The organism is Methanobrevibacter sp. (assembly GCF_045577275.1).
In the GTDB taxonomy this organism is placed as follows: domain Archaea; phylum Methanobacteriota; class Methanobacteria; order Methanobacteriales; family Methanobacteriaceae; genus Methanobrevibacter.
In genome coordinates, this window is record NZ_JAZNIB010000016.1 from 24,378 (window position 1) to 37,794 (window position 13,417).

The following is a 13,417-nucleotide window of genomic DNA, read 5'->3' on the forward strand; positions in this document are numbered from 1 at the left end:
TTAATCTAATCTTTTATTTATTAATTCAGATATTTAATTATAATTATAAATATTTAATATTCATAAATTAATATTCATAAATATTAAATAATCATATATTGGAAGATTAATTTCATTTTTTATTTTATAATCTCAGATTTAGCAAATCTATACCAAGTTATATTAATATGCATAATCTAATACTATTTAATGGAAACTAAAAATATATTGGATTGCAAAAGCCCAAATGAATTTAGGGTTTGGCTGGAGAAGAATCATGCAAGTGAGGAGGAGTGCTGGATAGTTTGTAAAAGAGGAAATCCAGTGGAAGACACTTTCTCATATAGGGATGCAGTTTATGTTGCATTGTCATTTGGATGGATTGATTCAGTTTATGGCCTAATTGATGGAGTAAGGATGCAGAGATTCTCTCCAAGGATAAAAAAGAGCAATTGGTCTCAGTTAAATAGGGAACGTGCAAGATGGTTAATTGAACATGAACTTATGACAGAAGCAGGATTAGAGGTACTGCCCGATGATTTTGATAAGGAGTTTAAAATAAGCAGAGCTATTTTAAACAGGCTGAAAAAGGATCCTGAAACTTGGGAAAACTTTAACAATTTCCCTCCAGTTTACCAAAGAGTAAAGATTGCAAGCATTCAAAAGGAAAAAAAAGATAAAAAGCTTTATAAAAAGAAGTTGGACACTTTTTTAAAAAACACCAAAGAAGGAAAGATGTATGGCAGTTGGGATGATTACGGTAGATTAGCTTAGCTATTATTTTAACTATTTTTTATAATTATTTAGAAACTTTTATAAACTACAATGATTATACAATAATTAATCAATATGAGGAGGGGGAGTATATGGTAAGATGTCCAAGATGTGGTTCTGAAGCTATTGAGGAAATCAATTATAACACATACAAATGTCATGAATGTGGATATATGATTAGAAATCCGGATGATTTGGATTTAGCCGATGAAGAGTACGGCTATTAATTTTAATTTTTTTTAAATTTACATTTTTAATAAAATTAAATTTACATTTTTATTTATTTTTATTAATTTTCATTAATTTTCATTAATTTTTATTTATTTTTATCTATTTTTCTACTTTCTATCTCATCTTATTTTTTCTATTTTTTTTTTAATGTTTTGTTATATTTTTCAAAAAAAGTTTTTATTTAACGATCTATTGGGAGAAATTTTAAAAAAAAGAGTAAGTAGCAGTTAAAAACTGCTTTAATTTTTAATCTAACCTTGAACGGTTACTTTTAACATTTTATCTCCAGCACGGATAGAGTTTACAACATCCATACCTTCAATAACTTGTCCGAATACGGTGTGAACACCATCTAAATGAGGTTGTGGGCTGTGAGTAATAAAGAATTGGCTTCCACCAGTGTCTTTACCTGCATGAGCCATAGATAATGCTCCAGTTCCATGTTTGTGTGGGTTTCCTTCAGTTTCACATTTAATGGTCCAACCAGGACCTCCAGTACCGTTACCGATAGGACAACCACCTTGAATTACAAAGTTAGGGATTACTCTGTGGAATGTTAAACCATCGTAGAATCCACTGTTTGCTAATTTTTCAAAGTTTGCTACAGTTCCAGGAGCTTCATTTGGGAATAATTCCAATACGATATCTCCTTTTTCAGTTTCAATAATTGCTTTTTTCATTATAATCACTTTTTTAAGTAAATTTAGATATTTAATAATTTTTAAAATAATTATTTAACTCTTTATTTAAATAATCCTTTTAAAATAATTTTTTAAATTCTGTAAACTTTTGGTTTACCATTAATTTTAATATCTAATTTAATAATGTATTTTTTAGAATATAAACTTAATTATTTAAAAAAATCATTCTATTATTGTCTCTCCAGATAGAACTTTTTGATAATCTTCATAGTTTTTCTTTAAAAGTTCTGGAATGTTTAGTTCATATGGGCATTTGCTGATGCACTGTCCACATTCTGTACACTCCTCTATCTGTTTCATTTTCTCTTGGGTTGCTTCATCCAAATTAGGTTCTGTTGGGAATCTTCTCATCCATAATGACATTCTCGCACAGATGAAAATCTGAATGTCCTGTGGACATGGCATACAGTAAGCACATCCTCTGCAGAAGTCTCCTTGCAATTCATCTCTTTCCTGTCTGATTATTTCTTCCAATTCCTTATCAAGCTTTACCTCTTCTTTCATATATGATAGGAATTCATCAAGTTCAGACATTCTTTGAACTCCCCAAATCGGAACAACATTGTCAAAACTGTGTATGTATGCATAAGCGGCTTTTGAACTTCTATTCAATCCTCCGCTCATCGCTTTCATTGCAATGAATCCTATATTATTTGACCTAGCCATTTCAACAATGGATAATTCATTTGGGCCGGTAAGATAAGAGAATGGGAATTGTATGGTTTCATATAATCCACTTTCAATAGCTTCTTTAGCCAGTTCTGCCTTATGGGATGTAAATCCGATGTGCCTTATGATTCCTTCATCACAAAGGTCAAACAGCGCATCATATGCACCGCTTCCATCTCCTTCTGTTGGGCAGAATGATGGATTGTGGATTTGATATAAGTCAATATAATCAGTTCCAAGTTTATCGAGACTGACTTTAATGTCTTTTTCAATGTCCTTTCTGTTTTCCCCTTGGGTTTTGCTAGCTATTATGATGCTTTCCCTTGGATATTTTTCATTGAACCCTTCAAAAGCATAGTTAAGCTTTTCTTCGCTATCGGTGTATGCTCTTGCGGTATCATAGAAGTTAATTCCATTTGCATAAGCCTTTTGAACAATCTCTTTAGTTTCATCAAATGAATCCCTTTGAATAGGGAGAGCACCAAAACCATTTTTCTCTATTTTCAATCCAGTTTTGCCTAATATTATCTGTGCCATATAATCAATCCAAATAAAAATCTTATTCCATACTTATTTTTTTATATAATAAAATATAAATATAATTGTGTTCAATCTTTAATAGGCGAAAAATTTTTTGATTTTAATCTTATTAAGATTATTTTACTTACACTTATCTGTTCATTTAAAAAATTAAGAATGAGAGGAATTTTCATGAATACACAAGAAATCATTGATATTGAAGATAAATATTTCATTAATACATTTAATAGAGTCCCAATTGTACTTGACCATGGAGAAGGTGTCAAGGTATGGGATATTGACGGCAACGAGTATTTGGACTTTTTAGCAGGTATTGCTGTAAACTGTTTAGGTCACAATCATCCTAAGCTTGTGAAAGCTATTCAAGATCAAGCTGAAAAGCTTATTCACATTTCAAGCATTTACTATAACGAACCTGCTACCGTTTACGCTAAAAGATTAGTTGATGCAACCAAATTTGATAGAATCTTTTTTGCAAACTCCGGTGCTGAAGCTAATGAAGGAGCACTTAAGCTTGCAATCAAATACAGCGGTAAGCATGAAGTCTTGTTCTGCGGGGACTCATTCCACGGAAGGACCTTCTTGACCTTATCTGTAACAGACCACCCAGAATACAGTGCACCTTATGTGGAAAACTTGCCAAGAGGATTCAAGAAAGTTGAATTCGGCAATTTGGACAGTGTAAATGAAGCTATCACTGAAAACACTGCAGCTATTATCATTGAGCCAGTTCAAGGTGAAGGTGGAGTTCATGTAGCTGATGCAGAATTCTACAAAGGATTAAACGATTTATGTAAGGAAAAAGGAGTTTTAATCATTGTGGATGAAGTTCAATCAGGTTTCGGAAGATGCGGTGCTTTATTTGCTCATGAATTGTTTGGCATTGATGCAGACATAATGACTGTAGCAAAAGGTATTGGTGGAGGATTCCCAATGGCAGCATTCTTGGCAAAAGAGGATGTGGCTGGCGGTTTTGTACCTGGTGACCATGGCACAACCTTTGCAGGAAGTCCACTTGCAGGTGCTGCAGCAAATGCTGTTTTCGATGTCTTTGAAGAGGAAAACCTTGTTGAGCACAGTAAGGATATGGGTGAATACTTCTTGGAAAAATTAGCTCCATTAAAAGAAAAATACGATTTCATCACTGATGTAAGAGGATCTGGTCTTTTGGTTGGTGTTGAATTGAACTTCGAAGGAGCGGATATAGTCGGCAAAATGCTTGATGAAGGATTCTTGATCAACTGCACTGCAGGCAATGTATTAAGGTTTGCTCCTCCTTTGGTGGTTAAGGAAGAAGAGATTGATGCACTTGTTGAAGCGCTTGATAAAGTGTTCAGTGCTTTATAATTAAAATTTTATTTTATTTTTAATATTTATAATCAAGAGTTTTGATATTTCAAAATTCTTGACTATTTGCTTTTTTTTTAAATTTATGACTAATGTTTTTTATCCAATAAATCAATTTTAATCAATTTTAATCAATAATTTTTATAAATATTAATCCAAAATTATATCAACAATATGATTAAATGCTTCTTTTGCTTCTGGAACTAATGGATAAAGTGGATATACATGAGACATTTCTTCACCAACATTCAACTCCACGTCAATTCCATTATCCTTTAGCTTATTATAAAATTCAATAATGTCAGGATATAGCACTTCATGTGTACCTACAAATATTGTAGTTTGTGGAAGCTTTTTCACATCTCCATACAATGGGCTTACCTTATAGTCTTTAGAATCTAAGTTCCCTGCCCATGCTTTGCCCATTTCACGTAGTCCATCCACTCCAAGCATTGGGTCAATATCCATATAATCCTCATAATCTCCAGACATTGACACATCAACCCAAGGGGATATTAGAATTAAATGTTCTGGTTGTGCTAGTTCATTCTCTGCTAAATATTCGCAAAATGCTGCAGACAATCCCCCTCCAGCTGAATCGCCCATAATTGTAACGGGTTTGTTGAATTCCAATATGAAATCATAAAGTTTTTCAACGATTTGATAAGTCTCTTCATAGGTATGGTTAGGTGCAAGAGGATATATTGGGGTAAACACTGTTGCATTGACCTTTTTAGCAAGCTTGTCACAAAAAGCTATGTGCAGATTTGCAATCTCATTGACATAGGCTCCTCCATGAAGATATAGGATTATATTTTTACTGATTTCACTTTCATTAAAAATTAGCATTTGGCATCCGAACTTTTCTTCATTCTTAACTTTTGTCTGGTAAATCCTTTTTGGGAGTTCATAGATTTCATCTTCAACAAGAGAACGTGCTTCCATATGTTCTTCTGTTTTATTAACATCACTGCTTCTTTCCTTATAGTCTTTGTGTCTTAATGCAGACTCCATAACCTTTGACATTTTTGACATTGTTTCACCTTTTAAATAACTTAAAATGAGTTTATTCTTTAATTTATATAATATTTTTCTTAAAAAGATTAAGTTATTTACTTAAATGCCTTAAGCCTAATTTTTAATGATTTTTAACTGATATAAGTTTTAAATAATCATATATTTTAAAAAGCAGTTGTTATGGATACTTTATTTCTATTTTTTTAAAATTTATTTATCTCATTATTTTTTTTTAAATTTTTAGTTAAGTTTAATTATTAAAAAAGGTAAATAATAATTATTTATAAGGGGATGTTAGTATAAGATTCATAACATTAATTTTAAAAAATCCATTTAGGAATAAGACCCGTAGTGCATTGTCCATTATTGGAATCGCTATAGGAATCACCACCATTGTGGCATTGGGTCTTATCACTACAGGAATGGAGGATTCAGTTCAAACTTCGCTGAATGATGTTGGTGCTGAGATAACAGTCAGTAATTCAAGTTCAGTCGGCACAAACACTGGATTAATGGATAGCTCGATAGTAGATGAGATGAAAAATAGGACTGGAGTCATAGATGCCGCAGGTGGGCTAACGGTTACTGAAATGAATATGGACCGGCTGAAATCTAGAGATTCTGATACCAGCAGTTTAGCAACCACTGTCGTGGGATTGGCACCTGATAAACTTTATATGATGGGAATTGACAAGGTTGATGGAAAAATATATGAAAATGGAACTAGAGATGCTATTGTCGGTGCGGAATATGCTGAAGTAAATAATGTAAGCATTGGAGATGACATTACCTTGCAGGGCAAGGAATTTAATGTGTCAGGAATCTTTGAGACAGGCAGTCCATTTGTTGATAGTGGAATTTATGTTCCATTGGATACCTTACAGGATATAACCGACAATGATGGTGTTTCACGTATTCTTGTCAAAACAGGTGAAGATGTAAATGATTCTGCAATCAGTGAAAAGATTGAAGAGGATTATGAAAACTTTACAACATTGACAAGTGAAGAGATATCTTCAATAGCAGATGATGTTTTAGGAATATTGGACACTGCCACCCTTGCAGTTTCAGCTCTTGCAATTATTGTAGGTGGAATCGGTATCATAAACACAATGGTTATGGCAGTTTATGAAAGAACTAAGGAAATTGGAGTTTTAAAGTCTGTAGGATGGAAATCCAGAAAGATCTTAACAATGATTCTAGGAGAAACATTGGTATTGACAACGCTATCAGGTATAGTTGGTTCAATATTCGGAATATTGATACCTAAAGTAGGTCTTAGACTATTCAATGTAACAGATTTTGCATTGGGTTACTCTCCTAAGACATTCATTCTCGCATTCGGAATTACAATTATCGTTGGAATAATCGGAGGAATCTATCCTGCATACAAGGCATCCAAGCTTGCTCCAACAGAAGCATTGAGGTATGAATAGGTGATTTTATGGATGATAATCAGATAGTAAATGATAATGCATATCCTGATGATGAATATATCTATAATGAAACCTTCATCAGTGATGATGGTGAGGAATACTATTATGAAGAGCCATTGATCAGCCTCTTTGATGTTGTAAAGGAATATGACAAGGGTATGGTCAAAGCATTGAATGGCATAAACCTTGATATTTTTGAAGGGGAATTCGTATCCATTATCGGACCTTCAGGGTCTGGTAAATCAACACTCCTAAACATGCTTGGTGCTTTGGATAAGCCTACAAGAGGAAAGATCTTTATCGACGGCATTGACCTTGTAAAAGAGAAGGATTTAAGCCAGTTCAGACAGGAAAAAATAGGTTTTGTTTTCCAATTGCATAACCTGATTCCTAACTTATCTGTATTTGACAATGTCCAGATTCCACTGCTTCCTACTGGAATGTCCAATAAGGAGATGAAGGAAAAGGCAAGTGAGATTATCCGTGCTGTAGGATTGGAGGATAAGAAGAAGCAAAGACCTAATAAGTTGTCTGGTGGTCAACGTCAAAGGGTAGCTATTGCAAGGGCATTGGTAAATAATCCTTCCATTATCTTGGCAGATGAACCAACAGGTTCTCTTGATTCCAAAACTGGAAAAATGATATTGGACCTGCTTATGGAAATGCATGAGCGTTATAATGTGACTTTGATTATAGTTACACACGATAATGGTGTTGCCGCATTGGCTGAAAGAACCATAAAAATCAAGGATGGTCAAATTATAGAGGATAAATACAATTACTAGTATTTTTCTTCATTCTATTTTTTATTTAATTATTTACTTTTTTAAATTTCTAACAGGTTAATCGTGATTATTATGAAAGATATATTTGATGAATGTAGTTTAGGGGATTTAAAGCTAAAAAGTCGTATTGTAAGAACAGGAACTTGGGAAAGACAGACTGAAGATGGCGGATTCTTAAAGAGTGAAGTATTTGACAGATATGAAAGGATGGCTAAAAGTGGTGTAGGATTGATCAATTCCGAAATGTTTGTATTTGATCCAAGAGACAGATTTGCCGAATACTGTAATAATGTAAACTATAGAGGTTTTGTAAAGGACTATAAGGAAATTACAGACATCTGTCATAATCATGATGTGCCGATTCTCGGACAACTTGCATTCTTTTATTATAATGATGGTTTGAATCAAAAGGTCGAAGCAAATGACATTAGCTTAGAGGGTATAAGACGTCTTCAGGCAGATGTTATTATGGCTGCTAAAAAGTTCTCTTTTGCAGGTTTTGATGGAATGCAAATGGATATTGGAAACAATTTTTATCTTGCCAAATTCATCAACCCCTATTTCAATCAAAGAAAGGACCAATATGGAGGAAATACAGAAAATCGTGTCAGAATCTGTTCAGAGATAATCAAGGTTCTTAAAAAGACTATGGATTTCCATGTCAGCTGCAGAATAAATCCTTGGGACGTCAGAAAAAATGGAATGACTCCTGAAGAAAGTATCAAGGTTGCAAAGGAACTTGAAAAGGCAGGTGCTGACAGCATTCAATTGACTGCAAGGACAATATCATATCTTTATGATGGCAATGATAGAAACCCATTCCTTGTGTATGTGGATAAATTGATTGATGAGATTGATGTTCCAGTTATTTTAGGCGGTTCAATGAGGGATATGAAATCAATGAATGATGTTTTAAATGATTCAAAAGTTGAATTCTTATCCATGTCCAAGCCATTTGTAGCACAGCCAGACTTTTTAGCTGATTGGAAAGCGAATGGAGATGGAGTTTCAATTTGTCAAAGCTGCAATAACTGTTACTCCAAAAAAGAGAGTACTTGTTTCAAATTTAAATAATTTATAATTTCTCTTTTTTCTTATCTTTTTATTTTTCATATTTTCATTATTTTTCTTATTTTTTCTTATTTTTTTAAAAAATTATTTAAGTATTCTAAAGCAAACTATATTTTATGCAAATAAAAAAGATTTCAAGATATGTCATTTATTTAATTTCACTATTTTTCATATCTTTAGGGGCAGCGATATCAATCAAGGCAAATTTAGGTACTTCTCCTATCATTTGTCTTCCATATGTTTCAAGTCTGATATTGAAAATGAGTGTTGGAACAGTCTGCTTAATCTTTAATGTGATCTTTATAGCTGTTCAGATTATCCTATTAAGAAGTGGGTTTGAAAAGAGACAGTATTTGCAAATTGTTGTAGGAACAATCTTCTCCCTTTCCATAGACTTTTCAATGATGCTTGTAAGTTTCTTGAATCCTGCAGATTATTTAAGTCAATTTGCCACACTTTTGCTAAGTTGTGTAGTGGTTGCTTTCGGTGTTTTATTGGAGGTTCAAACAGAAGTGGTTTATCTTCCTCCTGATGGAATAATCGTAGCTATTTCAAAGGTTTTGAAAAAAGAGTTCCCAAAGGTAAAGCCATTCTTTGATACAACTATGGTGCTTATAGCAGCTATTTGTTCAATTGTTTTCTTAGGATACCTTGCAGGAGTCCGTGAAGGAACAATCATTTCTGCTCTAATAATTGGTCCTATTGTGAAGGTTCTTCAAACTTATTTAAATCCTTATGTTGAACGCTTATATGAAAAATGATAGGCTTATTTTTAAAAAAAGTTTAATGTAGGTTAATAAAAAAAATAATTGAGATTTATTCAAATCTCAAAATCTCTTTTTTCTAAAGTTTTTCTAAGTGTAGGAGTAAGCATATCCTCATTGTAAAGCTCTTTTAATTCTTCAATGCTTACCCATTTGAAATCGTCATGTTCATCGCTTATTTGAACTTCTCCACTCATTATTTCAAGATTCATCATCAGTTGAACTGTGCTGATTGGCTGGTTTGTTCTTCTGCTTATGAATTCATCTTGAACCACTTCAAATAGGCTTTCTATATTGACATCAAGGCTTGTCTCTTCCTTGAATTCCCTTATCAATGCCACATCAAAGAACTCTCCAGGATCCACTTTTCCTCCTGGAAGCTCATACTTATGAGGATTGTTTCTTGATTTTGGATGTCTTCTGAGGATCAATATCTTGTCTTCTTTTCTAACTACTCCCCTTACTGTCAATCCCCAATCTTTTTTATCATTCATTTTCTCACCTATGAAAATTCTATTTGATTATTATATTGCTTTTATTTAGTTATTTTAGTTTTTAACTTTGATTAGATTTATATATTATGATGTTTAAATTATTTTTAAGGAGTTTTTCTCTTTGAGTAAATCTCCAATTATCTGAAATGGTAAGGTTTTTGAATTCTTTTGAATTCACTAAACCTTGATAATTTTTTACTTTTTTTATAATTCTTCAATTTATTTAGTTTTTACAATATAAATATAATTTTCTATTTTTAAGTCAATATAATCGTTATTTTTAAATTTAAAGCTCATAAAATCGTTATATTTATTAGTAGCCATTTAAAAATTATTTTTTAGGTTTCACTACCTTAAAAAGAATGCCATTTCAGATAAAAGGAGGAAAAAATCATGGAATTTAATTTCAAACAATTTTTATTGTTATTAATCCTATTCATACAAATGATTTTATTGTTTGTTGAATAATTGATTTTTTTAGACAGTCGAATTTTACAAAAAGTTTTTAGGTTGCACTCTTACCTTAGGTAGGCTTTCATCCTTTTTTTTTTTAACATATTTGTTTCAGTTTTTATCAAGTCGGACAATCAATTTCCTTAAATAATTTTATATATTAGTTTAAATAGAATTTTATTGAAAACTTATTTTTAAGATTATTATAAAGATAATTATTCATTATATATTATTTTTATCGGAGGCATAAAATGGATTTAAATATAAAAACAAACGATAAAGGCCATTTAGATATTGGCGGTGCTGATGCTTGCGATTTAGTAGAGCAATACGGTACTCCTATCTATGTAATTGATGAGGAAAGAATTAGAGACAACTACAACAGATTTTATAACGCATTCACTAAATTTTATCCTAAATTCAAAGTATTCTATGCTTGTAAAGCAAATACAAACATTGCAGTTTTAAAAATCCTTGAGGAAGAAGGATGCTGCATTGATGCAGTTTCTCCTGGAGAAGTTTACATCTGTAAAAAAATGGGATTCTCTGGAGACAGAATCCTATTCACAGGAAACAACATAAGAAACGATGAAATGGATTATGTAAACAGTGAAGATGTAATCTTGAACATTGACTCAGTTTCCGCACTTAAAAGACTTGCAGAAAGCATTGATCCTAATGGTAAAAAAATCTCATTCAGAGTAAACCCTATGGTAGGTGCTGGTCACCACGGCCACTGTATCACCGGTGGAGAAATGAGTAAATTCGGTATTATGGAAACCGAAGCTGTAGAAATCTACAAATTAGCTAAAGAATTAGGGTTCGAACCTGTAGGTATGCACTCTCACATCGGTTCTGGAATTCTTGATCCTGAACCATTCAAATTAGCTATTGAATCAACTATGAACATTGCAGGAAAAGTTCACCAAGAAGCAGGAATTGACTTTGAATTCATTGACTTCGGTGGTGGAGTTGGAATTCCATACACTCCTGATGAAGAATTGCTTGACTTAGAACACTTTGCAGAAGAAAACGTCAAATTATTCAAAGAAAAATTAGAAGAGTTTGATATGGGAGAACCTACATTATACCTTGAACCAGGAAGATACATTGTAGGGGACGCTTCTGTAATCTTAGTTGAAGTAAACAGTGTAAAAGAAAGCTACAGAAAATTCATCGGTGTAGATGCAGGATTCAACACCTTGCTCAGACCTGCTATGTACGATTCCTACCATCACATTGTAGTTGCAAACAAAATGAATGAGGAAGCAACTCAAAAAGTGGATGTTGCAGGTAATGTCTGTGAATCCGGTGACTTGTTTGCAAGAGACAGACCTCTTCCAGACATTGAAGAAGGAGACATCTTAGGTATTTTAAATGCTGGTGCATACGGTTACACAATGGCTTCCAACTACAACTCAAGACCTCTCCCTGCAGAGATTCTTGTTAAAAATGGAGAGTCCTTCGTAATCCGTGAAGCACAAAGCTTTGATGATATCTTTGAAAAACAATCCATTCCTGACCATTTACAATAGGTGCAGATTGAATATTATTACTGGCAATTGGTGATATAATGGTAGATTTAAAAGGTTTAAAATTTGCTAAAATGCATGGTATCGGTAACGATTTCCCTATTATCGATGAAAGCCAAGGAGAACAAATTCCTGAAGCTGACAAACCTGAAGCATGCAGAATCTTATGCCACAGAAACTTTGGTGTAGGTGGAGACGGAGTATTATTCGTTGTCCCATCCGAAGTGGCAGATATTGGATACAGAATGTTCAATCCAGATGGATCCGAAGCGGAAATGTGTGGAAATGGTATCCGCTGTTTCGGAGATTTCGTTTACAGAAACAAAATCGTTGAAAAGGAAACTATGACAGTTGAAACCAAATCAGGTATCAAAACCATTGAAATTACTGTAGAAGATGGCGAACCTGTTCTCTTTAAGGTAAATATGGGCAAATCAACATTCAAAGTTCCTGAAATTCCAATGATTGCAGATTCAGAGGAGTTTGTAGACGGTGACCTTGAAGTCATTGACACCACCTTTAAGGCAACTTGTGTCAATGTAGGAAACCCTCATGCAATCTTGTTTGTTGATGATGTAGAAGCTATCGATATTGACAAATATGGTCCAGCTATTGAATGTCATGAACTCTTCCCAGAAAAGATCAATGTTCATTTTGTTGAAGTAATCAGCAAAAATGAAGGAAAAATGAGGACCTGGGAACGTGGTGCTGGTGTTACCTTAGCATGTGGTACTGGTGCAACTTCAACTGCACTTGCTGGTGTAAAATTAGGTCTTTTTGACAATGAAGTTCTTCTTCACTTGCCTGGTGGAGACTTAGAGTTTAATGTCTATGAAGAGGACGGAGAACTCGGAGCATTCATGAAAGGACCTGCAACATTGGTATTCAATGCTGAAATCCAATAAATTTATTTATTTTTAAATAAATTTTCTTTTTTTCTTTTTTTAAATTATTTTTATATTCTTTAAACGTTATTTTTAATTATTTTTTTTTAATTGCAATTCATTTTTTCGTCTTGCTGAAGTCATCTATAATTTTGAATTTCTCTAAAGAAATCTGCATAAGGCTGCAAACCTTTATCTGCCCAAAGCTTCCAAATATTGAACTCATTTGAAACAACACCTGCCTTAGAGCAAGCTTCTTCAAGTGTTTTTCCCTCTTTCAAATATTTCAAAATGTTTTTTGATAAAATCATGAATCTTGGCAGTTCTTGCTTGTAAAAATCTAATGGACTTCCATTAAAAATAGTAAAACCCCCTAAAGCTCCTATTTATAGGAGTAAATTAAACTTTAATTAAACTTTAATTAAACCTTAATTAAACCTTAATTAAATTTTTAATTATATTTCCTTAATCAAATCCCTTTCGGTTTCTATTCCTAAGTATTCCTTAGTGTAAGGGCAAGCCAGCCCGCATTTGGCACATAAGCTCTTTCCATGAGTTCTTTGCATTTCCTTCTTTATAAATTCAAAACACTTTTCTGTGTCGAAGTATTCTTCCCTTTCTTTTCGGGAATCCCATTTAACTTCATTTATTGCATCAACAGGACAAGCGTCTTGGCAATCTGTACAGTCATCACATAATGAGTCATCGATTGGTGTACCTACTTTTATAGGCATGTCTGT

The 13,417-nt window shown here is 33.0% G+C and carries 15 protein-coding genes; 9 read left to right on the plus strand and 6 right to left on the minus strand.

The window, feature by feature from the left end:
- Positions 1-189 precede the first annotated feature (189 nt).
- Positions 190-753: a YdeI/OmpD-associated family protein gene (locus ACKI67_RS00600; protein ID WP_407461443.1), complete on the plus strand. Its 564-nt coding sequence runs from the start codon at positions 190-192 to the stop codon at positions 751-753.
- A 92-nt stretch (positions 754-845) separates the two neighbouring features.
- Positions 846-980 carry a hypothetical protein gene (locus ACKI67_RS00605; RefSeq protein WP_407461444.1) on the plus strand — a complete coding sequence of 45 codons (135 nt, stop codon included), beginning with the start codon at positions 846-848 and terminating at the stop codon, positions 978-980.
- 255 nt (positions 981-1,235) lie between these two features.
- On the opposite strand, the gene ACKI67_RS00610 is transcribed toward ACKI67_RS00605, so the two are convergent.
- Both ACKI67_RS00610 and ACKI67_RS00615 read right to left on the minus strand, forming a co-directional pair.
- Entirely contained in the window at positions 1,236-1,664 is a 429-nt protein-coding gene (locus tag ACKI67_RS00610) for a peptidylprolyl isomerase (RefSeq protein WP_292788986.1), read from the minus strand.
- Positions 1,665-1,847: 183 nt separating this feature from the next.
- A complete protein-coding gene (locus tag ACKI67_RS00615; RefSeq protein WP_407461445.1) occupies positions 1,848-2,891 on the minus strand; it encodes an aldo/keto reductase in 1,044 nt (347 codons plus the stop codon).
- A 174-nt stretch (positions 2,892-3,065) separates the two neighbouring features.
- On the opposite strand from ACKI67_RS00615, the gene ACKI67_RS00620 reads away from it, so the two are divergent.
- On the plus strand, positions 3,066-4,241 hold the full coding sequence (locus ACKI67_RS00620; protein WP_407461446.1) for an aspartate aminotransferase family protein: 1,176 nt from the start codon (positions 3,066-3,068) through the stop codon (positions 4,239-4,241).
- A gap of 150 nt (positions 4,242-4,391) precedes the next feature.
- Here ACKI67_RS00620 and ACKI67_RS00625 read toward each other — a convergent pair whose 3' ends face one another.
- A complete protein-coding gene (locus ACKI67_RS00625; protein WP_407461457.1) occupies positions 4,392-5,345 on the minus strand; it encodes an alpha/beta hydrolase in 954 nt (317 codons plus the stop codon).
- 269 nt (positions 5,346-5,614) lie between these two features.
- On the opposite strand from ACKI67_RS00625, the gene ACKI67_RS00630 reads away from it, so the two are divergent.
- The 4 genes from ACKI67_RS00630 (at position 5,615) to ACKI67_RS00645 (ending at position 9,311) form a co-directional block, all read left to right on the plus strand.
- Complete coding sequence (locus tag ACKI67_RS00630; protein ID WP_407461447.1) at positions 5,615-6,694, plus strand: ABC transporter permease; 1,080 nt, start codon at positions 5,615-5,617, stop codon at positions 6,692-6,694.
- Positions 6,695-6,702: 8 nt separating this feature from the next.
- Positions 6,703-7,479, plus strand: a complete 777-nt coding sequence (locus ACKI67_RS00635) for an ABC transporter ATP-binding protein (protein ID WP_407461449.1) — start codon at positions 6,703-6,705, stop codon at positions 7,477-7,479.
- A gap of 72 nt (positions 7,480-7,551) precedes the next feature.
- Positions 7,552-8,553, plus strand: coding sequence for an NADH-dependent flavin oxidoreductase (locus tag ACKI67_RS00640; protein ID WP_407461450.1), 1,002 nt, complete (start codon positions 7,552-7,554; stop codon positions 8,551-8,553).
- A 113-nt stretch (positions 8,554-8,666) separates the two neighbouring features.
- Complete coding sequence (locus ACKI67_RS00645) at positions 8,667-9,311, plus strand: YczE/YyaS/YitT family protein (protein WP_407461451.1); 645 nt, start codon at positions 8,667-8,669, stop codon at positions 9,309-9,311.
- A 59-nt stretch (positions 9,312-9,370) separates the two neighbouring features.
- Here ACKI67_RS00645 and ACKI67_RS00650 read toward each other — a convergent pair whose 3' ends face one another.
- Positions 9,371-9,808: an NUDIX hydrolase gene (locus tag ACKI67_RS00650; RefSeq protein ID WP_407461452.1), complete on the minus strand. Its 438-nt coding sequence runs from the start codon at positions 9,806-9,808 to the stop codon at positions 9,371-9,373.
- Between the two features lie 704 nt (positions 9,809-10,512).
- Here ACKI67_RS00650 and lysA point away from each other — a divergent pair.
- Positions 10,513-11,796, plus strand: a complete 1,284-nt coding sequence (gene lysA / locus ACKI67_RS00655) for a diaminopimelate decarboxylase (RefSeq protein ID WP_407461453.1) — start codon at positions 10,513-10,515, stop codon at positions 11,794-11,796.
- Between the two features lie 38 nt (positions 11,797-11,834).
- Positions 11,835-12,698 carry a diaminopimelate epimerase gene (gene dapF, locus ACKI67_RS00660; protein ID WP_407461454.1) on the plus strand — a complete coding sequence of 288 codons (864 nt, stop codon included), beginning with the start codon at positions 11,835-11,837 and terminating at the stop codon, positions 12,696-12,698.
- 119 nt (positions 12,699-12,817) lie between these two features.
- On the opposite strand, the gene ACKI67_RS00665 is transcribed toward dapF, so the two are convergent.
- Both ACKI67_RS00665 and ACKI67_RS00670 read right to left on the minus strand, forming a co-directional pair.
- Positions 12,818-12,958, minus strand: coding sequence for a hypothetical protein (locus ACKI67_RS00665; protein ID WP_407461455.1), 141 nt, complete (start codon positions 12,956-12,958; stop codon positions 12,818-12,820).
- 174 nt (positions 12,959-13,132) lie between these two features.
- Positions 13,133-13,417, minus strand: a 285-nt coding sequence (locus ACKI67_RS00670) for a 4Fe-4S double cluster binding domain-containing protein (protein ID WP_407461456.1), incomplete at its 5' end; no start/stop codon positions are given.